The organism is Bacteroides sp. CAG:189 (genome assembly GCF_000432295.1).
Classification (GTDB): domain Bacteria; phylum Bacteroidota; class Bacteroidia; order Bacteroidales; family Bacteroidaceae; genus Bacteroides; species Bacteroides salyersiae.
Genome location: NZ_HF991104.1, coordinates 1,500 through 27,792 on the forward strand (window position 1 = coordinate 1,500; position 26,293 = coordinate 27,792).

The window sequence follows — 26,293 nt, forward strand, 5'->3', positions numbered from 1 at the left end:
ATGAAGGAATGCCGGCAGCAGAGAGTGGACTCAAAGCCGGAGATTTATTGTTAGAGATCGATGGAAAGGATTTGAAAGGGAATTCGGATGTGGGCACGCTGCTTCGTGGACAGGTAGGTACCAGTTTTAAACTGAAAGTACAACGTCCCGGTGTAAAAGAACCACTCGAATTTAATATTGTACGTCGCTCTATTCAGATGCCGACTATTCCTTATTATGGAGTCATGGACGGCCAGGTCGGCTATATTAACCTTAGTAGTTTTTCTGGAAACCCTTCAAAAGATTTCAAGAAAGCTTTTCTTGATTTGAAGAAACAAGGAATTACTTCATTGGTGATCGATTTGCGTAATAATGGCGGTGGTTTGCTGGATCAGGCGGTGGAGATTGTGAATATGTTTGTGCCGCGTGGTAAAACGATTGTGACAACAAAGGGTAAAATCAAGCAGGCAAGTAATACCTATAAAACTCTACGCGAGCCGTTGGATACCGATATTCCGATTGCAGTGTTGGTAAATAGCGGTACGGCTTCTTCTTCGGAAATTCTTTCCGGATCATTGCAGGATCTTGATCGTGCTGTCATTGTGGGTAATCGTACTTATGGAAAAGGTCTGGTACAGGTGCCCCGTTCTTTGCCCTATGGCGGTAATTTGAAGATCACTACTTCCAAATATTATATTCCCAGTGGTAGGTGTGTGCAGGCTATAGATTATGCACATCGTAATGAAGATGGCAGTGTGGCACGTATTCCCGATAGTTTGACAACAGTCTTTCATACAGCTGCCGGACGTGAAGTGCGGGATGGGGGCGGAGTAAGTCCCGATATTGAAGTGAAGCAGGAACGGTTACCCAATATTTTGTTCTATCTGGTACGTGATAATTTGATTTTTGATTATGCAACGGACTATTGTCTCAAACATCCGGCCATTGCTTCGGCAAAAGAATTTGAGTTGACGGATGCTGATTACGAAGAATTTAAGAATAAGGTGAAAGGGGCGGATTTCAAGTATGACCAACAAAGTGAGAAGATTTTAAATACTCTGAAAGAAGCAGCCGAATTTGAGGGCTATATGAAAGACGCTTCTGATGAATTCAAGGCATTGGAGAATAAGCTTAAGCACAATCTGGATCGCGATCTTGATTATTTTTCTAAAGATATAAAGAAGATGATCGCCGAAGAAATAATTAAGCGCTATTATTACCAAGAAGGTGCAATCATTCAGCAGTTGAAGGACGATAAAGACTTGGATGAGGCTGTTAAGGTTTTGACGAATCCGGAACGTTATCAACAGATATTGAGTGTAACTGCCGTTACTGCAAAAAAAGAATGAGAATAATATGTCAATGTACCGGTTGCTTGCGCTATTTTCCCAACCGGTATATTGAAATATAGTGGAATTTATAAAAGAGTACAGAATATGTGCTCTTTTTTTTATGGAGTAATATCTGTAATATGGTTATTTGATGAATATAGTGTATCTTTACGTTTAATTTTCAATTAGATAGAAGAATATATGCGAAAGATTTTTAGTTTTTACTTGCTGTGTCTGTTAACTGTTTCAAGCTGGGCACAAGAGAATTATCAAAAGAAAGAATTTGTTTCTTCTTTCGGTGATTCATTGTCATACCGTCTGTTACGACCGGAAAATGAACAAGCCGGTAGTAAATATCCGCTTGTTCTTTTTCTGCATGGTGCCGGAGAACGGGGAAGTGACAATGAAAAGCAGCTTACACATGGTGCACAGATGTTTCTTAATCCGGTGAACCGTGAAAAATATCCGGCTTTTGTTTTAATCCCGCAGTGTCCGGCAGATGCTTATTGGGCATATACATCCCGTCCGGCCTCGTTTTTCCCGGCAGAGATGCCTGTGGTACAGGACATATCTCCGATATTCAAATCATTGAAGGAGTTATTGGATACTTATTTGGCTTTGCCACAAATCGATAAGAACCGTATTTATATTATAGGGCTTTCAATGGGAGGAATGGGGACATATGACATGGCTATCCGCTTTCCGGAGGTGTTTGCGGCAGCTATTCCTATTTGCGGTACGGTCCATCCAATCCGGTTGGCAAACGCTAAAGGAGTGAGATTTCGTATATTTCATGGAGATGCGGACAATGTAGTAACGGTAGAAGGTTCCCGTATGGCTTATAGAGCATTAAAGGCGGCCGGTGCTGATGTGGAATACATTGAATTTCCGGGATGTGGTCATGATAGTTGGACTCCGGCATTTAATTATCCGGGATTTATGGATTGGCTGTTTAGCCAAAAGAAGAAATAAGAATAAAAACAAGGACGCGTTCCTGAGAGAGTTCTTGGGGGCGCGTCCTTGTTTTATGTATCTGGTGATTATTTCTCCGTATAATCGTTGTTCCTTTTGATTAGCTCGATCAATTTTTCCACGGCTTCTTCTTCCGGAATATTTTTCTCTATACACTCCTTGCGCTTGTATAGGCTGACTTTTCCCCGTCCGGCTCCGACATATCCGTAATCGGCATCTGCCATTTCTCCAGGACCATTAACGATGCAACCCATAATTCCTATTTTTAAACCTTTCAAGTGTGAGGTGGCTTCTTTAATACGGGCAATGGTATGCTGCAAATTGAATAAGGTACGTCCGCATCCCGGACAAGAAATGTATTCTGTCTTGGAGGTACGGATACGTCCTGCCTGCAAGATCCCAAAGGCAGTAGCATCTATTACGGCATGGCTTAGTGAACCTTGGTTGAAAAGGAAAATACCGTCGCATAAACCGTCGAATATTAATGCCCCCATATCAGCGGCGGCCTTTATTTGCAGGTCTTCAGCAACTTCTTCCTGATAGTGCTGGAAGAAGATTACTGGATTTTTCAGTCCTTCGGACATTAACTGGTGTATCAGTGCGCGGTGTTCACCTACCCGGTTGGGATGATTACTTTGAGAAATAATGACGACTTCCGGATGTATTTTGAGACAGGCGATCACTTCATCGGTCTGTGCCATATAAGGCATAAACAGAAATTTCAGTTCTGACTGACACATGCCTATCAATGGAAGCTGGGCATGATTGAATGCCGGCCATGTCCCTGTCTCGCCCTCCCATACATCTGCATCCAAAATGTACTCGACATTGGCTTCACGTTCGGCCGGAAGTTCTCTTCCTGCATAGATATAATCGGGAGTAAATTGCGGATTTACTTCTGTGTTACCATCCATGCGGTCAGCCAGAACAACAGGGAGGTGATCACCGCCTATATTACGGATGGCATTTGTCTTTCTCCGGGAAGGAGACACGTAATTGAATCCGGTTGCTTCTATACCGGGAATATAGGGGTGTTCGTGACGGGCAGTGATATAATCGACTAATTTACGTGCAACCGGAATTTCTGCTTCCGGTTCTTCACTGAGCGACACGCGAATCGTATCTCCTAATCCATCTGCCAACAGGGCACCGATGCCCAAGGCCGATTTGATACGTCCGTCTTCTCCATCTCCGGCTTCGGTAACGCCTAAATGCAATGGGAATGCCATTCCCTCTTTTTCCATAACAGTTACCAGCAGGCGGACCGTTTTAACCATTACCACAGTGTTGGATGCTTTGATGGAAATTACTACGTCGTGAAATTGTTCTTCTACACAGATTCGTAGAAACTCCATACACGACTCTACCATACCTTCGGGGGTATCACCATAACGGGACATGATACGGTCGGACAACGAACCATGATTTACTCCGATACGGATAGCCGTACGATTCTCTTTGCAGATATTTAGAAAAGGAACAAAGCGGTCACGGATTTTCTGCAATTCCTGGGCATACTCTTCATCCGTATATTCCAGTTGTTTGAAAGTACGTCCCGGGTCAACGTAGTTTCCCGGATTGATGCGTACCTTTTCGGCATATTGTGCCGCCACATCGGCTACTTTGGGGTTGAAGTGTACGTCGGCTACCAATGGTACCATGTATCCCTGACTGCGCAAGCCGATATTGATATTCATCAGATTTTCCGCCTCTTTGATACCCTGCGTTGTGAGACGGACATATTCTCCACCTGCATCTACGATACGTTTGGCTTGCTCTACGCATGCTTCCGTATCTTGTGTCGATGTGTTTGTCATCGACTGAATGCGGATAGGATGGGGGCCGCCCAATGGGACGGCCCCGATATTTACTTCTGATGTCTCTCTGCGGGAGTAATTGAATAAATCCCTTTCCATTTACTGTTTGCTATTTATTATTTACCCTTTGAACCGTTGCGATTTACATCTTGCGGCTGCGACAAACATGCGGCTGTCATGCAGCTAAACAGTAAATTGCAAATCGTTCAATCGTAAATTTAATTGGTTTTATATTCAAACTTAACTTCTTTCAGTTCCTCATTGGCTTTTACAATTTTCTTTTTCAAGCCTTCTTTGTAAGTCGCAAAAGTGTTTGCAAGTTCTGTATCGCCCAAAGCTAACATCTGTACAGCCAAGATAGCTGCATTCATTGCCCCGTTGATTGCTACGGTTGCTACCGGTATTCCGGGAGGCATCTGGATGATAGAATAGAGCGCATCTACACCATCGAGTACGGAACCTTTAATAGGTACACCGATAACCGGAAGAGTCGTATTGGCAGCGATTACCCCCGGAAGTGCAGCCGCCATGCCAGCAGCGGCAATGATTACTTTTATACCGCGTGAACGGGCATTCTTGGCAAATTCTTCTACTGCCTCAGGAGTGCGATGGGCAGAGAGGGCGTTCATTTCGAACGGCACATGCAAATCATTGAGCAGTTGTGCCGCCTTCTCCATAACAGGAAGGTCGGATGTGCTACCCATGATGATACTTACAATTGGAGTCATGATTTTATTTAAAAATTTAATGATTCTAAATTTGGCATTCTGATTAGTAAAAGTATAGCTGTGTAGTCATTAATCACTTATCACTAATCATTTATCACTATTTATATTACTATTTACCAGGTCTTATCCATTAACTACCGCTTTATATGCTTCCGCATCCAGCAAGTCGTCGATGTCTTTTATATCGGCAGGTTTCATTTTGATGAGCCAACCTTCGCCGTAAGGGTCTTTATTTACCAATTCCGGGTTTTCTTCAAGACTCTCGTTCTGTTCGAGCACTTCACCGGCTACCGGCAAGAAAAGGTCGGAGATGGTTTTTACCACTTCAATCGTACCGAAAGTTTCATTTGCTTCCAGTGTTTCGCCTACCGTCGGGATGTCAACGAATACGATATCACCTAATTGTTCTTGTGCGTAATCAGTGATACCTACATAAGCGATGTCACCTTCTACACGAATCCATTCGTGTTCGTTGGTGTACTTTAAATTTTGTGGGAAGTTCATAATAATTAGTTTTTAAGAATTTATATTTAAAATAAAAAGATTCGAAACAATACATTACTTAGCGGATGCAGTACAAGTAATGCACATATCAGTCCGACGGCAAAGCCGGATAATACTTCACCCAATGAATGATGCCGTAGTATGATTCGTGCCGATCCCAATACTCCGGCAACCAGAATAAACAAACATAGCCACCATACCGGGTTATATCCGAAGAGTTCGCTGAATGAGATTAATCCACCGATAATTCCACCTATACCGGCCATATGTTCACTCAACTTCCATCTCAGATTGACGATGATGCAAATGATCTGTACGACCAGTGCAGCCAGTATAATGCCGGTCATATACCAGGGGATATTCAACTTATGCATCATCAGCAGGCAGAAAACATATGAGATGATGGTGAGTGTAAAAGGTATGTAGCGTTTTTTACGTTCGCTTAGTTCCTGTAAGGCAAATCCGTTAATCTTACGAAACAGGAAAATGGTGATGGTAGGCATCAGTATGGTGAAACAATATACGATTCCCAATACAATTAGCTTGTATTGTAAAGGCATAATACGCAGGTAAGAAAACAGGAAAAGAACCAAAAAGGCTAAAAAGGGGATAGAGAACGGGGTCAGTATCCATGATGTAACCTGTGCTGTTCTGATAAGCGTTTTATCTGCAATAATATGTTGTTCTACATTCACTTCTCCCATACGACGGGCCTTTGATTTTAATTATTAATTCTTCATTATTTCCTCAGCCTTGCTACCGGTATATTCAATTGTTGCCGGTATTTGGCTACGGTACGTCTTGCGATTGGATATCCTTTTTCTTTCAGGATATCTGCCAGCTCGTCGTCTGTCAACGGTTTCTTTTTATCTTCGTTGTCGATACATTCTTTTAATATTTTACGTATTTCACGGACAGACATCTCTTCACCATCTTCAGTGGTATATCCGTCACTGAAGAAAAATTTTAACGGGTAAATTCCGAAATTAGTTTGTACGTATTTACTGTTGCTGACACGTGAAATGGTCGAGATATCCAACCCTGTACGCTCAGCAACGTCTTTCAGAATCATGGGGCGAAGCAATGATTCGTCTCCTTCAAGGAAGAACGGCCGTTGCAGGTCGATGATAGCCTGCATGGTGGTCATCAATGTATTCTGCCGTTGCTTGACGGCGTCGATAAATCCTTGGGCTGCATCCATTTTTTGCTTTAGAAACATCATGGCTTCTTTGGCCTCTTTGGATTGATTGGCTCTGTTTTTCGTATGTTCTTCCACCATCTCCGTGAAATCACGGCTCATGCGAAGTTCCGGTACATTCCGGTTGTTGAGGCTGACATTGATACTGCCGTCGTCATAAGTGTCTACGATGAAGTCGGGAACGATTTGTTGCAAGTTACGTCCGATGGCTTCTCCTAAAGAGGCACCGGGGCGCGGATTTAGTTTCGTAATTTCCGCAATGGCAGCATTGAAATACTCTTCATCACAGCAGAGTTTTTTTATAATTTTATCCCAGTGTTTACGGGTGAATTCTTCATAATGATCTTGGATAATTCTTATTTCCATCATCAGTAACCCGTTGGGTTTTCCTTTCTTTATTTTTCGGCGAAGTTGTATCAGCAGGCATTCCTGAAGATTTCGTGCACCCAATCCGGGTGGGTCGAAACTCTGAATAATATGCAGGGCGTCTTCCAGTTCTTCTTCTGTGGCATCGATACCGGCGTAAATCGCCAATTCGTCACTGATGCTTTCAAGTGATTTGCGGAGCAAACCATCGTCGTCCAGTGATCCGATAAGGTATTCTGTCAGTTCACGTTGGTGTTCCGTGAGATTACGCTCGCGCAATTGCTCTTTCAGTATTTCATAAAAAGAGGTAGCATCGGAAAAGGGAATTTCTTCCGCTTGTTCGCCTTTCGAACGGTTGTTTTCCTGTAATTTATAATCGGGGATATCGTCTTCGTTCAAGTAGTCACTTAAAGAATCATAGTCATTGCTGTCGCCTTCTGTTTCGCTATCTGCAGCATTGCTTTCGCCCAGTTCATCGGAGGAGGATTCTTCTTTTCCTTCTTCAAGTGCCGGATTCTCCAGTAGCTCGGCATGTACACGATCTTCCAGTTCTACGGCAGGAAGCTCCAGCAGTTTTACTACCAGAATCTGCTGCGGAGAAAGCGTTTGTATCTGTTGCTGCGCCTGGGATTGTATTTGACGGGAACCTTGTGCCATACAATTTTTGTTTTCTATATTTGGTTATTTCTCGCTACAAAAGTAGCTTTTTCACCACAGATTACACATATTATGAAGATTATTTTTATTTGTATAACGCTAAATTCTCTATCTTTGTTGCATTAACTTAAAAAATAGAACATTATGTTTGGCAAAGAGACGTATGTGCAGCGACGAGCCCTGCTAAAAAAGAAATTAGGCTCCGGGGTATTGTTATTTCTTGGTAATGACGACTATGGGTTGAATTATGAGAGTAACACGTTCCGTTACCGTCAGGATTCTACTTTCCTTTATTATTTCGGCTTACCGTTTGCCGGGCTTTCTGCCATTATTGATATTGATGATGATAAAGAGATTATTTTCGGTGATGAACTGACGATTGATGACATTGTATGGATGGGAGTTCAGCCTACTTTGAAGGAGAAAAGTGAGCGGGTAGGAGTGACACAGACCTTACCGTCTGCGGAAATTATGAATTATCTGCATAAGTGTGTTCAGAAAGGCAAGGCTATTCATTATTTACCCCCTTATCGTGCCGAACATAAATTGAAGCTGATGGACTGGTTGGGCATACCGCCTGCGCGTCAGGAAGGTTCTATCCCATTTATCCGTGCCGTAATAGCCCAACGGAATTATAAATCTGCCGAAGAAATAGTCGAAATAGAAAAGGCGTGTGATGTTACTGCCGATATGCATATTACTGCTATGCGAGTTCTTCGTCCGGGAATGTATGAATATGAAGTGGTGGCGGAAATGAATCGGGTAGCGGAGGCAAATAATTGTGAACTGTCCTTTGCCACAATTGCTACAATTAACGGACAAACATTGCACAACCATTATCACGGGAATAAAGTGAAATCGGGTGATTTATTTTTGATTGATGCCGGTGCAGAGGTAGAATCGGGATATGCCGGTGATATGTCATCTACTATTCCTGCCGATAAGAAATTCACTACTCGTCAGCGTGAAGTGTACGAGGTGCAGAACGCAATGCATTTGGAGTCGGTGAAAGCGCTTCGTCCGGGCATCCCGTATATGGATGTATATGAATTGTCTGCCCGTGTGCTGGTAGAAGGGTTGAAAGGGCTTGGCTTGATGAAAGGCAATGCTGCCGATGCGGTACAGGAAGGTGCTCATGCCTTGTTTTATCCGCATGGATTGGGACATATGATGGGGTTGGACGTGCATGATATGGAAAATTTAGGTGAAATCTGGGTAGGCTATAACGGCGAGCCGAAGAGTACGCAGTTCGGGCGTAAATCACAACGTTTGGCCGTTCCTTTGGAACCGGGCTTTGTGCATACTGTGGAGCCGGGTATTTACTTTATCCCCGAATTGATCGATATGTGGAAAGCGGAAAAGAAATTTACTGATTTTATCAATTATGATAAAGTGGAGACTTATAAGGATTTCGGCGGTATACGTAATGAAGAAGATTATTTGATTACCGAAACCGGCGCCCGGCGATTAGGTAAAAAGATTCCGTTGACACCGGAAGAGGTGGAAGCGGTATAAAGGCAGAGGATGTAATAAAGGGAGATGGGAGAATGGAGATGGGAGAAGTGCTATGCAACATGATAGCGCAGCCACTTCTCCCATTTCCATTCTCCCTTTATTACCCGTGTAGTTCCAGTATAAACCGGCTTCCCTTTGTATAACTATTATCCAATGTCAGACTGCCGTTCATCTTTGTGGCAATAAGTGAGCAAATGGGTAACCCCAATCCGTCACCCAGAGTGAGGTCTTTTACTTCCGTGAAAGGTTTGAAGATTGTTTCTTGTTGCTCTGCCGGAATGCCTGTACCGGTATCCGTTACGATAAACTGATGGGTATGTGCACCGCGTTTTTTAAAGTCGAGACTGATACGTCCTTCTTCCGTATAGTAGGCGGCATTTTGCAACAGATGGAGAAGGATGCGTTCCAATTGTTCTTTATTTGCTTTTACTTGTAGTTTGGGTGCATTTACTGAAGTCGTAATGTCTGCTTTTATATTGTTTTTAGCCTTCTCCATTATTTCTTCACAGAAAGTATTTGCGTTGATTTCGTTCATTTCATAAGGTTCGGTTAAAGAACTCTCAAGAGAAGAGAGTTCTTGAATGTCGTCACTGAATTTCTTCAATGCTCCTACTTGAGTCTGTATCTGCCGGGACTGTTGCGCTGCTATCGCGGACAAACCGTTTGCCGAGGCCGACAGGGTATTCAAGGTCGGTTCCATTTGCGAAGATATATTTTGGATAAATTGAGTCTTCAATTCGTTGTGTTCATTGGCTATTTGAATGTTCTTTTTTAGTTTTCGGTTGCCAGCCATGAAACGTAGCAATACGAATGCTAAAAGTACCAATGCGGCGACGAGAATGGCTGCGAGGGTACAAAGTCCTATGATAACATACTGTTTGGTCGATAGTGTATCATCTTTATCTTGTATCGTTTGCAGGCTTTCATCATATTTTCTTTTCAATACATTCAGTTCATCTTGGGCGGTAAGTGCTTTTACCGAATCTGTCCATACAATATAGTTTTCGTAGGTACGTCCCATCAGTGCAGCATTATTTGCTTTACGGGCTATGGATATCAGATTTTTATAACATTCGTCCACCTTCTCATAGTTTTTCTTTTCTTTGTATTGGAGGATGAGCTTCCGAAAACATGCATCTCCTTGTGTATTCAGTCCGAAAGTGTAATAGTAATTGGTCTTTGTATAAAGAAGATCTTCATTGATCGAATCGTTTTTAGCAAGCTTGGCTGTTTCTTCCAACTTGTCGAGTTGGAGTTTGGCTTGTGCAGGATTTTTCAGTGCAATATACATTTGCAGACGCTCTTTGGTGATTAGAAAACGCAGGTCGTACAGCGTTTTTTTAGTTTTCTGCTCGCCGGCCCAGACCAGTTGATCCATGCTACGGCAGAGTTCGAACCCTTCTTTGTAGAAATTTTCCCGGATATAGAGCCCGTTGGCTTTTATGCCGCATTCGATGGCTTGTGGATAGTCTTCCCGGGCAGCAAATGCTTCATAGGCTTTCTTGAAAAGATAGCGTGCTTTGATATAATCTTTCTGACTCAGACTGTTTTGAGCTTGTTCTTTTAACTCTTGTCCTCTGTTTGGAGTTGTTTGCGCTTGAGAGAGTACATTGAAACAGAGCATTATGGCAATGATGACTATGGGTGTTTTCATCTTTATATTGTTTGTTTATAACCGACACAAAAATAGGATAAATATATTATTTAAGGCAGGAAAACGAATTAAAAAACAGGATTATCTGTAATTACAGATAATCCTGATGATGCTTTGTTAATATTTAAAGCTGCTTCCTCCTAAAAATTCCCTTAACAAAGAGGTTGGTGGAATTTCTTTATCTTGTACGGGAGTGAAATATTTTATGAATTTTAATAACCGGTACGCTTCACAATATTCCGGACAATTTCGTGGTACTCCCATAAGGATAGGCTCGGCATGAAGCCTCAGTACTGCAAATTCAAAAAGTAGGGCGGAATTGAACATTACGTCGGCATTTTCCTGATAAGGGAATATCCATTTATCTTCGCCGGCACGTACACTGGGCCAACGAGAGATTGTTTCCTGCGCCGAATATCCGCGATAATTAAAATCACGAATGATGCGCCGTAGCAGGCGGTTGTCTGTCGTAGGAATCCAGTTATGGTCATCCAGTGAAATGGTGGTCAGTGCCGATACATATATTTTGAATTTATTCTCACTCGGAATATGTGGAGTCAGTTCCGGATTGAGTGCGTGAATACCTTCCAATATTAAAATGGTATGTTCGTCTATTTTTAGCTTGTCCCCTTTGTACTCCTTTTTTCCGATGTTGAAGTTGAATCGCGGCAACTCGACTTCTTCTCCGCGGAGTAATGCTTGAAGTTGCCGGTTGAACAGATCCAGATCGAGGGCGTATAAGGATTCATAGTCATAGTTTCCATTTTCATCGCGGGGAGTTTTTTCGCGGTCAACAAAGTAATTGTCCAATGAAATCGGATAAGGCTTTAAGCCGTTTGTCATCAGTTGGATAGAGAGACGCTTGCTGAAAGTGGTCTTTCCCGACGAAGACGGTCCGGCTATCAGTACTAATTTTATACGGTCACCGTTTTCTCCACGATGGAAGATCGTATCGGCTATTTGGGCAATTTTCTTTTCTTGCAGTGCTTCTGCTACATTGATCAGGTCGGTGGCATGTCCTTCTTCACAGGCCATGTTAAAGTCACCGGCGTTGTTCAGTCCCATGATGTTGCTCCAGTTCAGATACTCTTTAAATACGTCGAGCATTTTTTCCTGCTTTACTACTTCTTCGAGTATTTCCGGATTTTCTTTGTTGGGAATACGTAATAGCAGTCCATCGTAATATTTTACCAGATCGAACAATTTGATAAAACCGGTACTGGGTAACAGATTCCCATAATAATAATCGATGGTATCACCTAACGTATAATAATAGGTGTATAATGAACCGGAGGTTTCCAGTAATTTAACCTTGTCATTCATCCCGTGCTCGCTGAAAATGCGTACGGCTTCCGCAGTATGGCATTCGATACGGTGGTAGGGAATGTTTTCGGCAATAATCTCCTGCATCCTTTTTTTGATGAGCGATACATCTTCCAATGTGATGGCACGGCCGATGCGGAGGTTACAGAAGTATCCTTTTGATACGGGATGCTCCACGAAAAGTTTACCATCGGGAAACAATTCGCTGACAGCTTTGTATAATACAAAGCAAAGCGAACGCACATAGGTGCGCATTCCGGAAGAATCTCTTACATCGAGAAAGTCTACATCTTTGTTGTTATAGACACGGAAGTTGAGACCTTCGGAACGATTATTTACCTTGGCGCTAACAACCTGATAGGGAAAATTAAGATTAAAACCGTAATAAATATCCAAAAGTGAACTCCCGATGGGGAATTCTTTAGAAATATTATTATTTTTGCAACAAATTTGTAACATGTGTTTCATGACGTCTCCTTTTTAGGTGATTAATACGTTAAATTTATTTTTGCAATATATTTGTAACATCTGTTTCATTTTGGCTTTTTAAGGGGTTAAAATAGAATTGGATAAATATAGACATAATCGGTTAGAGAACAAACAACTATTAAAATAATTATAGATGGAATATTCTTTTTATGATTTTTTAAAGCTCATCGGTTCATTAGGGCTTTTCCTTTATGGAATGAAAATAATGAGCGAGGGCTTACAAAAAGTCGCAGGTGACAGATTACGAAGTATTCTGACAGCAATGACCACCAATCGGGTAACAGGCGTTTTAACAGGAGTGCTAATAACCGCCCTTATCCAATCCTCGTCGGCAACAACAGTAATGGTGGTTAGTTTCGTAAATGCCGGGTTGTTGACTCTAACCGAGTCTATCAGTGTGATTATGGGAGCTAATATCGGTACTACGGTTACTGCCTGGATCATTTCCATATTTGGTTTTAAAGTCGATATGTCTGCTTTTGCTCTCCCGCTTCTGGCCATTGCACTTCCACTTATCTTTTCCGGAAAAAGTAACCGCAAGTCTGTCGGTGAATTTATTTTTGGCTTTTCTTTCCTTTTCATGGGACTTGCTTATTTAAAAAGTAATGCTCCCGATCTGAATGCTAACCCCGATATGTTGGCTTTTGTACAGAATTATACGGATATGGGTTTTTTCTCTGTGCTCCTGTTCCTTTTTATCGGTACGATATTGACAATGATTGTACAGGCTTCTGCGGCAACCATGGCTATTACTTTGATAATGTGTGCTAATGGTTGGATTAGTCTCGAACTTGGAGCGGCATTGGTGTTGGGTGAGAATATCGGTACTACTATTACCGCTAATCTGGCTGCTCTTACTGCCAATTCGCAGGCCAAACGGGCAGCGTTGGCGCACTTGGTATTCAATGTGTTCGGCGTTATCTGGGTATTGATTATTTTCCATCCGTTTATGACTTTTGTTAATTGGGTAGTCGATACTTTCTTCCATCCGGGAAGCGCAGAAGTCGCTATCTCTTATAAGTTGTCCGCTTTCCACTCTATCTTTAATATATGCAACGTTTGTTTATTGATATGGGGGGTAAAATTAATAGAACGTACGGTGTGTGCTATTATCCGTCCGAAAGAGGAGGATGAAGAACCGCGTTTGCGATTCATTACCGGCGGTATGCTTTCTACGGCAGAACTTTCTATTCTCCAGGCCCGTAAGGAGATTCATCTTTTTGCAGAACGGACGCATCGGATGTTTGGCATGGTACAGGATCTTCTCCATACGGATAAGGATGATGATTTTAATAAAGTGTTCAGCCGTGTAGAGAAGTATGAAAATATTAGCGATAATATGGAATTGGAAATAGCTAACTATCTGAATCAGGTTTCCGAAGGACGTTTAAGTTCGGAAAGTAAATTGCAGATACGTGCCATGCTTCGTGAAGTAACGGAGATTGAAAGTATTGGTGATAGTTGCTATAATCTGGCGCGTACAATCAATCGTAAGCGACAGACCAATCAGGACTTTACCGAAAAGCAGTATGAACATATCCATTTTATGATGAAACTCACAAACGATGCTTTGGAACAAATGATTGTTGTCGTAGAAAAACCGGAACATCACAGCATCGATGTCAATAAATCGTTTAACATCGAAAATGAAATAAATAATTATCGTAACCAATTGAAGAACCAGAACATTTTGGATGTCAATAATAAGGAATACGATTATCAGATGGGTGTTTATTACATGGACATTATTGCAGAATGCGAAAAGCTTGGAGACTATGTAGTCAATGTAGTAGAAGCAAGCAGTGATGTGAAGGAGAAAAAAGCATCATAAATAAAGGGAGATGGGAGAATTGCTATGCAGCATAATAGCGCAGCTACTTCTCAATTCTCCCATCTCACATCTCCCTTTCAATTACCCTTCGTACGGTTCGAAATCTTCTTTTCCTACCCCACAGAGCGGACATACCCAATCATCTGGAATGTCTTCGAAGGCTGTACCTGGTTCAATACCACTTTCCGGATCGCCCAATTCTGGGTCGTAAATGTATTCGCATACAGTGCAAATGTACTTCATATGTTTTATTTTTTAATAGTTTACCATATAATATAACGGAGAAAAACCGGATATTGTTCATCGAGCTTTCTTTTTTATCTGATAAAAATAAGTATCTTTGTCACAAGATAGGTGTAACAATCAGCTATTAAAAGAATTATGGTTATAGAAATCTTCTTAATTACTTTATGTTTAGTTCTTTTAATCGCTTTCCTTTGGGAGAGAAGAAAGTGGATGCAGACACGCCGGGCATTGCAGAAAGAGGCGGATGAATTGAAAAAGACAAGTTATATTGCAGGGGCGGTATTGAGAAGCGTACATGCTTTTGTATTGTTGATCGATTCAAGCTTCACTGTATTGAATACAAATTATTACAGGCGTACCGGAACCAGAAAAGGATCGGCTGAAAAGAAAGTCGGTGATTTGCTACAATGCCGTAATGCTTTGTCTGCATCGGGCGGATGCGGTACACACGAACTTTGTGGTACTTGCCCTGTGCGTTGTGCTATTCAAAGTGCTTTTGATAAGAAAGCAAATTTTACCGACTTGGAAGTTATTTTGAACATCTATACTTCTAATTACGAATCGATAGAGTGTGATACAATTGTTTCGGGAAACTATCTTTTATTGAATGGCGAGGACCGGATGGTTATTACTGTACATGATATTACTCGTCAAAAGCGTGCCGAACATGCTTTGCAGCAATTGAGAAGCAAAGAGAACTGACTCCTTAAAAAAAACTAATAAACATTCTATACCAATTTAATGTTGTATTTTTGTGACTTAAACTTAACGTATGTATCTGAATGACTGCAAAGAACGATGATTATTATCATTTAGGCCTTACAGATAGTGAGGTTTTACAAAGTAGAGAAAAAAATGGTGTAAACTTATTGACACCTCCTAAGCGCCCTTCCCTCTGGAAACTCTATCTGGAAAAATTTGAAGACCCTGTTGTACGCGTATTACTTGTGGCTGCTGTTTTTTCATTGATTATCTCAATCATAGAGAATGAGTATGCAGAAACCATCGGTATCATAGCTGCTATTTTGCTGGCTACTGGTATCGGTTTCTTTTTTGAGTATGATGCGAACAAGAAATTTGACTTGCTGAATGCTGTCAATGAAGAAACCTTGGTAAAGGTGATTCGGAACGGAAAGATTCAGGAGATTCCCCGTAAGGATGTGGTTGTGGGGGATATAGTAGTACTCGAAACCGGAGAAGAGATTCCTGCTGATGGTGAACTGATAGAAGCTATCTCATTGCAAGTCAATGAATCGAACTTGACGGGTGAACCGGTTATTAATAAAACGATTATCAAAGCCGATTTTGATGAAGAGGCTACGTATGCTTCCAATAGGGTGATGCGCGGTACGACGGTAGTCGATGGACATGGTATGATGAAAGTGCTTCAGGTAGGAGATGCCACTGAGATTGGGAAAGTAGCCCGCCAAAGTACGGAACAGAGCGGGGAGCCTACTCCTTTGAATATACAGTTGACTAAACTGGCTAAACTGATTGGCAAGATAGGCTTTACGGTAGCTGCCGCTACTTTTATTGTTTTTGTTTCCAAAGATTTGTACCAATATATTTCGGCGAATGAGATTAGCGGGTGGCACCATTACATGGCCATCGCCCAGATTGTATTGAAATATTTTATGATGGCCGTAACGCTGATTGTTGTTGCTGTCCCCGAGGGGCTTCCGATGAGTGTTACCCTTAGCTTGGCATTGAATATGCGGCGTATGCTTTCTACTAATAATCTTGTACGCAAAATGCATGCTTGTGAAACAATGGGAGCTATTACCGTTATCTGTACGGATAAGACCGGTACATTGACACAAAATTTGATGCAGGTGTACGAGCCCGGTTTCTATGCATTGAAAGAGAGAGGTATCCTTTCGGATGACGATATCAGTAAGTTGGTAATGGAGGGAATCAGTGTCAACTCTACGGCTTTTCTTGAAGAAACGGACGATGGTGGCAAGCCGAAAGGTGTCGGTAATCCGACAGAAGTCGCGTTGTTGCTGTGGCTGAATTCTCAACACCGTAATTATTTGGAGTTGCGTGAACAAGCTGGTGTGTTGGACCAGCTTACTTTTTCTACCGAGCGTAAATTTATGGCAACATTGGTACAGTCTCCTCTCATCGGGAAGAAGGTATTGTATATAAAAGGTGCGCCTGAGATCGTGTTGGGAAAATGTAAAGAGGTGGTGCTCGATGGCAAACGGATAGATGCAACGGAATATCGTTCCACTGTGGAAGAACAGTTGTTAGGGTATCAGAATATGGCGATGCGTACTTTGGGTTTTGCTTTTAAAATAGTGGACGATCATGCTCCGGATGATTGTGTGGCATTGGTTGCGGAAAATGACCTGAACTTCTTGGGAGTGGTTGCCATTTCCGATCCGATCCGCCCTGATGTACCTGCTGCTGTGGCAAAATGTCAATCGGCAGGCATCGATGTTAAGATAGTGACAGGTGATACTCCGGGTACCGCTACGGAAATAGCTCGGCAGATCGGACTTTGGAAACCGGAAGATACGGAGCGTAATCGAATTACGGGCACTGCATTTGCAGATCTCACGGATGAGGAGGCTTTGGATCGGGTGATGGACTTGAAAATAATGTCCCGTGCCCGGCCTACCGATAAACAGCGTTTGGTACAACTGCTTCAGCAAAAAGGAGCCGTTGTTGCCGTAACCGGTGACGGAACAAACGATGCACCTGCTTTGAATCATGCGCAGGTAGGACTTTCAATGGGTACGGGAACTTCCGTTGCCAAAGAGGCCAGTGATATTACATTGCTGGATGATTCGTTCAATAGCATTGGAACCGCCGTTATGTGGGGACGTTCGCTTTATAAAAACATTCAGCGTTTTATCGTATTCCAGCTTACCATCAATTTTGTGGCGTTGCTCATTGTGCTGCTCGGATCGTTCGTGGGGACAGCCTTGCCTTTGACCGTAACTCAAATGCTGTGGGTGAACCTTATTATGGATACTTTTGCTGCTCTGGCTCTTGCTTCGATTCCGCCCAGTGAGGATGTAATGAATGAAAAGCCGCGTCGTAGCACTGATTTTATTATCAGCAAAGCGATGCGATACAACATATTCGGAGTCGGTACTGTCTTTTTGATCGTATTGATGGGAATGATTTACTATTTTACGAATGCTGAAAGTGGAATGACGGTACACCGGCTTACTATTTTCTTTACTTTCTTTGTCATGTTGCAATTCTGGAACCTGTTCAATGCCCGTGTATTTGGAACGAACGACTCTGCTTTCAAAGGACTTACCAAGTCTTATGGAATGGAATTGATTGTGATTGCCATTTTGGGTGGTCAGATTCTCATTGTGCAGTTCGGTGGAGCTGTGTTCCGTACGGAACCGCTCGATTGGCAAACGTGGTTAGTGATAATAGGGGCTTCGTCACTTGTTTTATGGGTGGGAGAACTTATTCGTTTCGTTCAGCGTTTAATACATAAATAAGGAATGAAAGCTAAAGGAATTAAAAACCTTCTTATTGATTTTGGCGGTGTCTTGATCAATCTCGATCGTCAGCGTTGTATAGAGAATTTTAGGAAACTGGGCCTGCAAAATGTAGATGAACTATTGAATGTCTATCATCAGCAAGGGATTTTTATGCAGCAGGAAAAGGGATTGATCACTTCTGCGGAATTCCGGGACAGCATTCGGGAGATGGCGTCAAAGTCGTTGACCGATCAGCAGATTGATGAGGCATGGAACTCTTTTTTGGTGGATGTACCGACTTATAAACTCGATTTGTTGCTGAAACTTCGTGAAAAATATGTCGTTTATCTTCTGAGCAATACCAATGAGATACATTGGAGGTGGTCTTGCGAGCATGCCTTTCCTTATCGGGGCTTCCGGGTGGAAGATTATTTTGAAAAAATATATCTCTCATTTGAAATGAGGATGGTGAAGCCCGATGCGGAGATATTCGAGACGGTGCTTGCTGATGCCAATATCGACCCGAAAGAGACTTTTTTTATAGATGATTCCGAAGCAAACTGTCAGGCGGCACAGAAATTAGGTATTTCTACCTATACACCGCAGGCCGGTGAAGACTGGAGTTTTATTTTTAACTTGAAGAGATAACTTACTGATGCAGATTATTAGTGATATACCGGATATATTGCCCGAACCTTGTGTAGCTACCATCGGATTCTTTGATGGAGTACATGCCGGACACCGTTTCCTGATCGAACAGGTGAAAGAGGTGGCGGCTGCTCGTGGAATGCGTTCGGCATTGATTACTTTTCCTGTTCATCCCCGTAAAGTGATGAAGATGGACTATAGTCCGGAGTTACTGACCACCTTGGATGAGAAAACAGCATTGCTTTCTGAAACCGGGGTCGATTACTGTATCATGCTCGATTTTACTCCGGCGGTTTCACAACTTACCGCCAGAGAATTCATGGCCGATATCTTGAAGGAACGTTATCGGGTAGAGGCACTCGTGATTGGCTATGATCATCGCTTCGGTCATAATCGCAGTGAGGGGTTCGAAGAGTATCGTCGTTATGGTGAAGCGATTGGGATGCAGGTTATCCTCGCGCGCGCGTACATATATAATGGTCTTCATATCAGCTCTTCCGCCATACGCGATTATTTGCATTTAGGAGATGTGAGCATGGCAAACCGTTGTCTTGGATATGATTATTTTCTGGATGGTATCGTTGTGGGAGGATATCAGGTAGGACGTAAGATCGGTTTTCCTACTGCTAATCTGAATGTGGACGATCCGGATAAACTTATACCGGCAGATGGTGTATATGCAGTTCATGTCAGTTTTGATGGCCGTATTTATGCCGGAATGTTGAATATCGGACATCGGCCTACTCTTGATAATGGTATGAACCGGAGTATCGAGGTACATATTCTTCATTTTCATTCTGATATTTATGATAAGTTTATCCGTATCTCTTTTGTACAACGTATCCGTTCTGAAATGAAATTCGATGGGATAGATGCACTTATCGAACAGCTTCATAAGGATGCGGCAACTGTAGAGGCATTATTGCTGTAACTATTGTCATTCTTTTATTTTTTTTGGACTTTTTCTTACATGATAGGAGCAGGCTTTTTCTGCTTGCTGTACTTTTTGTTGTATTTTATAAATAGACCTCTTATTGGTCGTAGAGTTTTGAACTGTTCCTCGTAGAGAAACGACCTCTTTCTCTACGAGTTTCACTCTTTTTCTCTATGGGGAAAAGTATGAGTGATTAATATGTTGATAACTAATGTGTTGTATATCTACTCTTCTGTTCGTATTTTTCATTGCCGAATACCTTCTTACTTTTCTTTTAGGAGTGAGTGATTGATGTTAAATAGTTACAAACGACTAATGACTGTTTTCATATACTGTATTTGGAACTGAATTGCTGTTGTCAGTTACTCTCTCTGCGGATCATTTTTCGGGTTGGTATTCCCTTTTCCCACCTCGTAAAACTCATATTTTTCGTATGATTATCGAAAAACAGGTGGAAAATATCGAAAAACGCACTTTTTTTATTGTTTTTCGATAATTTTTTATCGATTTACTTTGTGGGTTTAAAAAATATATCTTTCTTTGCATATCGAAAAACGATAAATAATCATTGAATAACAATTAAAAATATAGTCTTATGAAAAAGTCATTTATGAGTATCTCGATGTTGGTTGTATCCATCTCAATGTTAGCCCTGTTTTTGTGTAGCTCTGCAATTAATGCACAGACCTCTTCAAAGTTTATTTATGATAAGAGTGAAAATTCGGAAACCGTGTATACTCTTGACAAAAGTGGAAAGTATCTGACTCCGAAACTTAAATACGAATATAATAAGGAAACAAAAGGCAATAAGGAGACGAAGAAAGCATACCGTTGGAATGCAAGTGAACGGAAATGGGTACCTTATTACTTGATCAGTATGTCCGAGTCGGGAAATAATTCTATTGTAGAGTATGCGGCATGGGATAACCAAACGCAGGATTTTTCATTAAACTGCCAGAAAGCCGTATATAACAGAGGTTTTGAAAATGATATTCTGTCATATGTGCTTTATAAATGGAATCCGGTAGAGGAAAATTGGGAAGCCGATCAATACTTATTGTGCGGGGATTATCTGGCATTGGAAGCTGACAGTATGAATTAAAACAATTATCTTTGTACTCCTTTAAATACAGAATGAGATGAAAACTGCTATACAATTAGTCCTTATTTACTTTGGATTTCTACAGATTTTGGCACCGATGTTGATGGTTGTCCCTTGTATAATTTATTTGCTGGCCACTACCGGTGCGGTAGACAAAGATTCGCTGATGCAGATGATCATTATTCCGGCACAGATGACGGGAATCCTGTTGATGGTAATCTATCTTTGGAAAGCAGGCTATATAAGTAAAGAGAAAACAACCTGGTCTGCGGTATCCCCTTCTTATTTGGGACTGAGTGTTGTTAGTCTTCTCTCATGTTCATGGCTGGTTTCTACATTAATTTCTCATATGGAGTGGTTGCCCAACATAATGGAGCAGACTTTCGATATTCTGCAATCCGGTTGGGGAGGTATCTTGGCTATCGCCGTGGCAGGGCCTGTTCTTGAAGAACTGTTGTTTCGCGGTGCTATCACCAAAGCCTTGTTGAAGCAGTACGATCCAGCAAAAGCAATTCTGATTTCCGCATTTATATTCGGCATTTTCCATATCAATCCGATACAGGTGGTTGCTGCATTTCTCATCGGGCTTTTGTTGGCGTGGGTGTATTATAAAACGGCCAGTTTGCTGCCTTGTATTCTGATGCACATATTGAATAATAGTATTTCGGTATATCTTAATATAAAATATCCCGGCGTGGATGATATGGATGCTCTTGTTGGAGGAACGGCCAGTTTGATAATTACTTGCGTGGCTGTTGTATTATTGGTTGGATGTTATTGGCTGATGAAACGGACCACGATATCTTATCCCTGGAAAAAAGATACTGACATAGAAATATTGACTGATAACGATTGATAGCCATGAAAAAAAGATTGAATATACTTTGTTTATTGGTGATGCTGGTATTCTGCTACTCGGTATTCGAGTCCGCTTACTACATTAGTAGTGCGTTTGTAGATGGCTTTCGGGCGGGTATGAACCATGTTGACAACAAGGAGCAGTTTCAGAAGACGAATAATATGAAGAGCATTGCCTTGTTTCCGGATAACTTTGCAAACTTGAAAGATTCGGTTTATAATGAGAAAATGGGCGAGTTCGTTCCGGCTATTTATGGTAAACTGGTTGTGAGTGTGAATACACCTGTCAATATTTGGCTGAAGTTTATCACCATGATGTGTAACTTTATAGGGATTTTCACCATGATCTTCTCTGTGGTATTTTTTGCCAAATTGATTATTGCCATCAATAAGTCCAGAATATTTGATTGGAAGAATGTCCGGCGGCTTCGTTGGTTAGGGGCTATACTCATTCTTAATTTTATTTGTTCGGCTTTTCCTGCTTATATTTCCGCTTATGAGTTATCGGGGGTATTTTCTATATCCGGTTATTCAGTGAATTTGTCCGGTCTTGTTTCTAAATTGACTTTAGTCCTGGGGCTGGTTGCATTGATCGTTGGTGAGGTCTTCGCTATCGGATTGAAGATGAAAGAGGAGCAGGATTTGACTATTTAAAGAAAGAGGTTATGAAAAGAATTAGTTTTTTAGCTTTTTTTACATTATTATTTATGGCGGTAGAAATGGTAACTGCATTTATTGATATGTGGGGACATACCAATCCGCGTACTTTGGTAGAAAAGAGAACGGAACTGATACAAGAACAGGTGGAAACAGGAAGTCAGATTGGGACAAAGTTTGTGCAGGAACTGAATATAATGCCGGCTGATGATCAATTGACTTTAGATTCTGTACAAAACACCCGTTTTGACGTGCAGACCCCTTACGCAGTGAAGAAAGTGATCGCTTGCGGGTGGGTTCCCTGGTGGATGGGGCTTTTCGGAATTTTGTTTTTGCCGATTCTTCCGTTGCTTATTTGGGGGGCTGTCAACTTTATTAAATTGTTGATTTCTGTATTTAAGCATGAAATATTTACGCGGAAAAATGCGCGTAGATTGCGCATATTCGTATATACTATCAATGGCTCTTTGGCCTTCATCTCATTGTATGATTGGTTGGTATATCATTGTATAGCCAGTCAGACTACAGTGCCCGGATATGTGATAAGCAATTATGAATTTGCTATAAGCTGGAGTGATATGTTCCTGATGTTGCTTTTCGCCGAGATTTTTGCATTGGGTGTGAAGTTGCAAGAGGAACAGGAACTGACCATTTGACCTAAACTGAAAATAAAGAAATTATGGCTATAATAGTAAACCTTGATATTATGATGGCCCGAAGAAAAATCTCTTTGGGCGAGTTGGCGGAAAAGGTGGATATTACACCTGCTAATCTTTCGATCTTGAAAACCGGTAAGGCAAAAGCGATCCGGTTTTCTACGCTTGAAGCTATTTGTAAGGAGTTGGATTGCCAACCGGGAGATATTTTGGAGTATAAGGAAGGCGACGAATAAAAGGAGGGGCTTCCTGTTCGGTGCAATTTAGTTTACAGATGAACCGGATCAGGAAGCCTTTTCTGCAGGAAAGTCAGCTTATGGTTGAAGTACCGGGCTACTATCCCGACAAGTAATGCCGCAATGATGGTGCCTTCGCGTACTCCCGTCACTCCACCGGACAATAGCAGCGATGTGATGCATGCCAGTGTCATTAACGTGCAGTCAAAACCTATTTTTACCCATCCGAATTCTTTCTTCTTTTTCTGTGAGATTGCATGTACGAATGCTTCTCCGGATAGCATTACCACATTGGCTATTACTTCCAGACTTACCCCTAACCCCAAGATGATACAGCCCAAGACCAGAGTTGTTATTTTCCAAAGATAAAATTCGGGCACGACCCATGACAGCATAAGCATGGATATGTCTATGAAAAAGCCGAAAAGGACGGAAATGGGGAGCTGTAGCCATTGCTTTTTCTGGAAATCTTTTTTTAATAATAGCATTTGTCCCGTTATGAGGAGCAGATTCAGGATAAAAGTCAATGTTCCCAAAGTGACAGGGAATCCTAAGCTGATGGTGTAGGGTAAACTGGAAATGGGAGAGGAACCGAGACCTGCTTTGATAATTAAACTGATACCTACTGCATTTGTGAATAGTCCGATGGTGAATAGTGTGTATCTTCTTACCGTTTCTTTTTTTGACATCTTTATTACTTTTCTTTTCGGCGGCAAAATTAAGCAATTCTTCTTTGGTAAATTTATCGCTAAGTTTCAAAGTTTGTTGTCTGTGAGAGTCAGATTTGTTACCTTTGCCGGTATGAATCAACAGCGTGAATTTCGAAAATCAGAAGAACCTTTCTATTTTGTGTGTTATGACAAGCTGACACAGAAAGAGTTGTACGAACGCAATTATAAGCTGATAAAGGTAGCGGAAGGCGGAACGATTACCTTGTCTTGCTGTGGGGAGACACTTACCGCGAAGGAGGGAGATTATTTGTTTGTAAATCGTGGTGGATTTTCAAAAATACGGATATTACCCGGAAAAAGCGGCCGTTTTCGTTTGTTATGTTTGAATCTTACAGAAAAGTTTCTGAAAACATATGCGCAGAATAATTTGATTCCCGTGTATTCCTGCTCTACTTCATTTTATTTTCGGAAGATCGGTGAGAATACTCTGCTGAAAGCTCTCTTTTCTTCCTTGGCTGTTTATGCGGATGAGGAGGTAAAGCCCGATAAAAAGCTGGTTGAGTTGAAGTTAGAAGAATGTCTGCATCTGTTGACTTTTATAGATAAGGAAATTGTTTCGGCTCTTTTTTCCGGTCAACTGGATATTCAGAAAGATTTGGTGGAGTTTATGAATGCAAATTATATGTTTAATGCACCTTTGGAACATTTTGCCGAGTTTTCCGGCAGGAGTCTTTCCACTTTCCGTCGGGAGTTTGTACGGCTTTTCGGTACCACACCCAATAAATGGTTAATAGCTAAACGGCTTGAAGTGGCTTATCAGAAGATAACGGAAGAAAATCTGAAACCATCGGATATTTATTGGGAGTTGGGTTTTGAAACATTGGCACATTTTTCCCGAAAATTTAAAGAGCGGTATCATATAGCGCCTTCACAGTTGAGAAAATAATGTGCCAATGTGTCAATAGGTTAATGTGCCGGATTAAGGCAGTACGCACACTTTGTGCATAGTACCGGCTACTTTTACAATATAGATGCCGTTGTTTACCGTTTCGTCGGCTTTCTGATTGCATGTACCGTTTGCCACCGGTTTGCCATCGGTTGTAACGATTGTATAGTCTGCACAAATATCGCTTTCGATGATGATTTTACCATTGGCAGCATATACTTTTGCGTTTACGGCTTGAGCTTGTTTGATGCCGGTATCCTTGGAACTTGCCACGACAAATTTGCCGCCAAGATTACCGTTATCTACCGGCTGCACGGCAAATTCATAATCGGTAGTATTGAAACCTTTCATGCGGATTTGCTGACCGTTGATTAAACGCGCGCTTACTTTGGAGTCATAAGTGGTGTTTCCGAGTTGAAGATTGGTTTCAATGTTGGCAGGAACATAGGTATATGTATAGGTAGTTCCGAATTCATCCGCTTTTTTGGCTTTGATGTATATATTGTAACGGATTGCTTCTGCCGGAGTGGTATCATCTGTTGCACTTCCCCAAGAGATGATTACGTCGGAATCTTCTTCTTTTACTTGCACATCTGCATCATTCACGAACTTCGGAGCTTCGTTCATGGCCAGATCGCTGGTCAGATTGTTAGGAACGACCCGGTTGAACCAGTTAGGTTCTTTCGGTCCCCATCCACTGATAGAGTAGTCCAAAGCACCGTCATGGTTGAAATCAACGAAGTTAACATCGGATTCGTGAGAGTTAACATTGTCATTCAGGTATTCACGGGTAAAACTATTGTCTCCGTTGTTGTAATACAGGTTGGTAAGTGAATATTCTGTTTCGGTCTGTCCGTCTGTCGATGACCAGCCACACTGAATCATAATGTCGATTTTTCCATCGTTATTGATGTCACCTACAGCCGGTACGGCTCTGGCTGCCAACAACTGAGTCACTTCGGTTTTTAAAGGTTCGGCAAAAGTTCCGTCACCATTGTTGATATATAGGTTACCGATGGTGTTTTGAGTTTCTGTTTCGCTGTTTTTAAAGTCTCCAAACTCCAGAATATCCGGATAGCCGTCGTTATTGACATCTGCGGTAAAGGTGGTACCGCTTTTTTGTCCTTCAAAGAAGCCTTGTTGGGTTGTTTCGCGGAAAGTTCCGTCACCATTATTAAAGTAGATGGTAGTTGTAGCCACCCAGCCATTGGTCTGATCGTTTCCGGAGACAATGAGGTCGAGATAACCGTCTTTGTTTAAGTCACTCAAGTAGATAGAACCGGTTGTGATTGTCTTGAAAGGCTCGATCCCTTCACCGTTTTCTCCTACCGGATTTTGTACCTCTTCGAAGGTTCCCTGATTATTCCGGTATAGAATGACGTGCCAGCTTTCGTCTTTACGCGCCCAGCCGGTCATGAATAAATCTGTCCAGCCATCATTGTCATAGTCGCCGGCTGCACAGAAATATCCCCGGTGTTGGCCTTCGCTTTCTCCGATGCCCAATTCGTCTATTTCTTGCTGAACCG

24 protein-coding genes are annotated in these 26,293 nt (G+C 41.8%); 14 read left to right on the top strand and 10 right to left on the bottom strand.

Translation table 11 applies throughout. The features are described 5' to 3' along the window. Both QVP90_RS14300 and QVP90_RS14305 read left to right on the top strand, forming a co-directional pair. A partial coding sequence (locus QVP90_RS14300; RefSeq protein ID WP_288204617.1) for a S41 family peptidase occupies window positions 1–1,328 on the top strand: 1,328 nt, incomplete at its 5' end. A 183-nt stretch (window positions 1,329–1,511) separates the two neighbouring features. Then, window positions 1,512–2,282 carry a prolyl oligopeptidase family serine peptidase gene (locus QVP90_RS14305; protein ID WP_005928696.1) on the top strand — a complete coding sequence of 257 codons (771 nt, stop codon included), beginning with the start codon at window positions 1,512–1,514 and terminating at the stop codon, window positions 2,280–2,282. Window positions 2,283–2,350: 68 nt separating this feature from the next. Here the strand turns inward: QVP90_RS14305 and QVP90_RS14310 are convergent, their stop codons facing one another. The 5 genes from QVP90_RS14310 to rpoN form a co-directional block, all read right to left on the bottom strand. Next, a complete protein-coding gene (locus tag QVP90_RS14310; protein WP_007479874.1) occupies window positions 2,351–4,198 on the bottom strand; it encodes a 4-hydroxy-3-methylbut-2-en-1-yl diphosphate synthase in 1,848 nt (615 codons plus the stop codon). Window positions 4,199–4,317: 119 nt separating this feature from the next. Then, the gene (purE, locus tag QVP90_RS14315) at window positions 4,318–4,827 is read right to left on the bottom strand and encodes a 5-(carboxyamino)imidazole ribonucleotide mutase (protein WP_005928702.1); all 510 of its coding nucleotides are present in this window, start codon (window positions 4,825–4,827) and stop codon (window positions 4,318–4,320) included. 123 nt (window positions 4,828–4,950) lie between these two features. After that, window positions 4,951–5,331 (bottom strand): glycine cleavage system protein GcvH, encoded by a 381-nt coding sequence (gene gcvH, locus QVP90_RS14320; RefSeq protein WP_005928705.1) that lies wholly within the window; start codon window positions 5,329–5,331, stop codon window positions 4,951–4,953. A 26-nt stretch (window positions 5,332–5,357) separates the two neighbouring features. Then, on the bottom strand, window positions 5,358–6,035 hold the full coding sequence (locus QVP90_RS14325) for a hypothetical protein (protein ID WP_005928710.1): 678 nt from the start codon (window positions 6,033–6,035) through the stop codon (window positions 5,358–5,360). A gap of 35 nt (window positions 6,036–6,070) precedes the next feature. Beyond that, entirely contained in the window at window positions 6,071–7,552 is a 1,482-nt protein-coding gene (gene rpoN / locus QVP90_RS14330; protein WP_005928714.1) for an RNA polymerase factor sigma-54, read from the bottom strand. A 144-nt stretch (window positions 7,553–7,696) separates the two neighbouring features. Between rpoN and QVP90_RS14335 the strand changes: the two genes are divergently transcribed. Then, window positions 7,697–9,067 (top strand): aminopeptidase P family protein, encoded by a 1,371-nt coding sequence (locus QVP90_RS14335; RefSeq protein WP_005928717.1) that lies wholly within the window; start codon window positions 7,697–7,699, stop codon window positions 9,065–9,067. A 100-nt stretch (window positions 9,068–9,167) separates the two neighbouring features. Here the strand turns inward: QVP90_RS14335 and QVP90_RS14340 are convergent, their stop codons facing one another. Continuing rightward, a complete protein-coding gene (locus QVP90_RS14340; RefSeq protein WP_005928720.1) occupies window positions 9,168–10,721 on the bottom strand; it encodes a sensor histidine kinase in 1,554 nt (517 codons plus the stop codon). A gap of 117 nt (window positions 10,722–10,838) precedes the next feature. Further along, a complete protein-coding gene (locus tag QVP90_RS14345; RefSeq protein WP_021936820.1) occupies window positions 10,839–12,512 on the bottom strand; it encodes a nucleoside kinase in 1,674 nt (557 codons plus the stop codon). 154 nt (window positions 12,513–12,666) lie between these two features. On the opposite strand from QVP90_RS14345, the gene QVP90_RS14350 reads away from it, so the two are divergent. Beyond that, window positions 12,667–14,364 (top strand): Na/Pi cotransporter family protein, encoded by a 1,698-nt coding sequence (locus QVP90_RS14350; protein WP_005928727.1) that lies wholly within the window; start codon window positions 12,667–12,669, stop codon window positions 14,362–14,364. Window positions 14,365–14,445: 81 nt separating this feature from the next. Here the strand turns inward: QVP90_RS14350 and rd are convergent, their stop codons facing one another. Further along, complete coding sequence (rd, locus tag QVP90_RS14355) at window positions 14,446–14,607, bottom strand: rubredoxin (protein WP_005928729.1); 162 nt, start codon at window positions 14,605–14,607, stop codon at window positions 14,446–14,448. Window positions 14,608–14,745: 138 nt separating this feature from the next. On the opposite strand from rd, the gene QVP90_RS14360 reads away from it, so the two are divergent. The 9 genes from QVP90_RS14360 (at window position 14,746) to QVP90_RS14400 (ending at window position 23,150) form a co-directional block, all read left to right on the top strand. Continuing rightward, window positions 14,746–15,312 (top strand): hypothetical protein, encoded by a 567-nt coding sequence (locus QVP90_RS14360; protein WP_021936821.1) that lies wholly within the window; start codon window positions 14,746–14,748, stop codon window positions 15,310–15,312. Window positions 15,313–15,392: 80 nt separating this feature from the next. Next, window positions 15,393–18,077, top strand: a complete 2,685-nt coding sequence (locus tag QVP90_RS14365; protein ID WP_005928733.1) for a calcium-translocating P-type ATPase, PMCA-type — start codon at window positions 15,393–15,395, stop codon at window positions 18,075–18,077. Window positions 18,078–18,080: 3 nt separating this feature from the next. Further along, window positions 18,081–18,707 carry an HAD family hydrolase gene (locus tag QVP90_RS14370; protein ID WP_021936822.1) on the top strand — a complete coding sequence of 209 codons (627 nt, stop codon included), beginning with the start codon at window positions 18,081–18,083 and terminating at the stop codon, window positions 18,705–18,707. 7 nt (window positions 18,708–18,714) lie between these two features. Next, the gene (locus tag QVP90_RS14375; protein WP_021936823.1) at window positions 18,715–19,638 is read left to right on the top strand and encodes a bifunctional riboflavin kinase/FAD synthetase; all 924 of its coding nucleotides are present in this window, start codon (window positions 18,715–18,717) and stop codon (window positions 19,636–19,638) included. A gap of 598 nt (window positions 19,639–20,236) precedes the next feature. Next, window positions 20,237–20,743, top strand: coding sequence for a DUF3836 domain-containing protein (locus QVP90_RS14380; protein ID WP_021936824.1), 507 nt, complete (start codon window positions 20,237–20,239; stop codon window positions 20,741–20,743). Window positions 20,744–20,780: 37 nt separating this feature from the next. After that, window positions 20,781–21,599: a CPBP family intramembrane glutamic endopeptidase gene (locus tag QVP90_RS14385; RefSeq protein WP_005928742.1), complete on the top strand. Its 819-nt coding sequence runs from the start codon at window positions 20,781–20,783 to the stop codon at window positions 21,597–21,599. Between the two features lie 5 nt (window positions 21,600–21,604). Continuing rightward, a complete protein-coding gene (locus QVP90_RS14390; protein WP_005928746.1) occupies window positions 21,605–22,255 on the top strand; it encodes a DUF2975 domain-containing protein in 651 nt (216 codons plus the stop codon). An 11-nt stretch (window positions 22,256–22,266) separates the two neighbouring features. Next, window positions 22,267–22,914 carry a DUF2975 domain-containing protein gene (locus QVP90_RS14395; protein WP_005928749.1) on the top strand — a complete coding sequence of 216 codons (648 nt, stop codon included), beginning with the start codon at window positions 22,267–22,269 and terminating at the stop codon, window positions 22,912–22,914. Window positions 22,915–22,937: 23 nt separating this feature from the next. After that, on the top strand, window positions 22,938–23,150 hold the full coding sequence (locus tag QVP90_RS14400) for a helix-turn-helix domain-containing protein (RefSeq protein WP_005928752.1): 213 nt from the start codon (window positions 22,938–22,940) through the stop codon (window positions 23,148–23,150). A 32-nt stretch (window positions 23,151–23,182) separates the two neighbouring features. On the opposite strand, the gene QVP90_RS14405 is transcribed toward QVP90_RS14400, so the two are convergent. Continuing rightward, window positions 23,183–23,839 carry a YczE/YyaS/YitT family protein gene (locus QVP90_RS14405; RefSeq protein WP_025819234.1) on the bottom strand — a complete coding sequence of 219 codons (657 nt, stop codon included), beginning with the start codon at window positions 23,837–23,839 and terminating at the stop codon, window positions 23,183–23,185. A 112-nt stretch (window positions 23,840–23,951) separates the two neighbouring features. Here QVP90_RS14405 and QVP90_RS14410 point away from each other — a divergent pair, with 112 nt between their 5' ends. Further along, entirely contained in the window at window positions 23,952–24,767 is an 816-nt protein-coding gene (locus QVP90_RS14410; protein WP_264380947.1) for a helix-turn-helix domain-containing protein, read from the top strand. 33 nt (window positions 24,768–24,800) lie between these two features. Here the strand turns inward: QVP90_RS14410 and QVP90_RS14415 are convergent. Next, window positions 24,801–26,293, bottom strand: a 1,493-nt coding sequence (locus tag QVP90_RS14415; RefSeq protein ID WP_288204627.1) for an FG-GAP repeat domain-containing protein, incomplete at its 5' end; no start/stop codon positions are given.

What these genes read in the sequence shown, in the direction of transcription:
- QVP90_RS14380 (WP_021936824.1), top strand. Translation starts at nt 20,237, where the DNA reads ATGAAAAAGTCATTTATGAGTATCTCGATGTTGGTTGTATCCATCTCA.
- QVP90_RS14305 (WP_005928696.1), top strand. Translation starts at nt 1,512, where the DNA reads ATGCGAAAGATTTTTAGTTTTTACTTGCTGTGTCTGTTAACTGTTTCA.
- QVP90_RS14385 (WP_005928742.1), top strand. Translation starts at nt 20,781, where the DNA reads ATGAAAACTGCTATACAATTAGTCCTTATTTACTTTGGATTTCTACAG.
- rd (WP_005928729.1), bottom strand. Translation starts at nt 14,607, where the DNA reads ATGAAGTACATTTGCACTGTATGCGAATACATTTACGACCCAGAATTG.
- QVP90_RS14405 (WP_025819234.1), bottom strand. Translation starts at nt 23,839, where the DNA reads ATGTCAAAAAAAGAAACGGTAAGAAGATACACACTATTCACCATCGGA.
- QVP90_RS14335 (WP_005928717.1), top strand. Translation starts at nt 7,697, where the DNA reads ATGTTTGGCAAAGAGACGTATGTGCAGCGACGAGCCCTGCTAAAAAAG.
- QVP90_RS14360 (WP_021936821.1), top strand. Translation starts at nt 14,746, where the DNA reads ATGGTTATAGAAATCTTCTTAATTACTTTATGTTTAGTTCTTTTAATC.
- QVP90_RS14325 (WP_005928710.1), bottom strand. Translation starts at nt 6,035, where the DNA reads ATGGGAGAAGTGAATGTAGAACAACATATTATTGCAGATAAAACGCTT.
- QVP90_RS14350 (WP_005928727.1), top strand. Translation starts at nt 12,667, where the DNA reads ATGGAATATTCTTTTTATGATTTTTTAAAGCTCATCGGTTCATTAGGG.
- QVP90_RS14365 (WP_005928733.1), top strand. Translation starts at nt 15,393, where the DNA reads ATGACTGCAAAGAACGATGATTATTATCATTTAGGCCTTACAGATAGT.
- QVP90_RS14400 (WP_005928752.1), top strand. Translation starts at nt 22,938, where the DNA reads ATGGCTATAATAGTAAACCTTGATATTATGATGGCCCGAAGAAAAATC.
- QVP90_RS14390 (WP_005928746.1), top strand. Translation starts at nt 21,605, where the DNA reads ATGAAAAAAAGATTGAATATACTTTGTTTATTGGTGATGCTGGTATTC.
- QVP90_RS14370 (WP_021936822.1), top strand. Translation starts at nt 18,081, where the DNA reads ATGAAAGCTAAAGGAATTAAAAACCTTCTTATTGATTTTGGCGGTGTC.
- QVP90_RS14410 (WP_264380947.1), top strand. Translation starts at nt 23,952, where the DNA reads ATGAATCAACAGCGTGAATTTCGAAAATCAGAAGAACCTTTCTATTTT.
- QVP90_RS14310 (WP_007479874.1), bottom strand. Translation starts at nt 4,198, where the DNA reads ATGGAAAGGGATTTATTCAATTACTCCCGCAGAGAGACATCAGAAGTA.
- gcvH (WP_005928705.1), bottom strand. Translation starts at nt 5,331, where the DNA reads ATGAACTTCCCACAAAATTTAAAGTACACCAACGAACACGAATGGATT.
- rpoN (WP_005928714.1), bottom strand. Translation starts at nt 7,552, where the DNA reads ATGGCACAAGGTTCCCGTCAAATACAATCCCAGGCGCAGCAACAGATA.
- QVP90_RS14345 (WP_021936820.1), bottom strand. Translation starts at nt 12,512, where the DNA reads ATGAAACACATGTTACAAATTTGTTGCAAAAATAATAATATTTCTAAA.
- purE (WP_005928702.1), bottom strand. Translation starts at nt 4,827, where the DNA reads ATGACTCCAATTGTAAGTATCATCATGGGTAGCACATCCGACCTTCCT.
- QVP90_RS14395 (WP_005928749.1), top strand. Translation starts at nt 22,267, where the DNA reads ATGAAAAGAATTAGTTTTTTAGCTTTTTTTACATTATTATTTATGGCG.
- QVP90_RS14375 (WP_021936823.1), top strand. Translation starts at nt 18,715, where the DNA reads ATGCAGATTATTAGTGATATACCGGATATATTGCCCGAACCTTGTGTA.
- QVP90_RS14340 (WP_005928720.1), bottom strand. Translation starts at nt 10,721, where the DNA reads ATGAAAACACCCATAGTCATCATTGCCATAATGCTCTGTTTCAATGTA.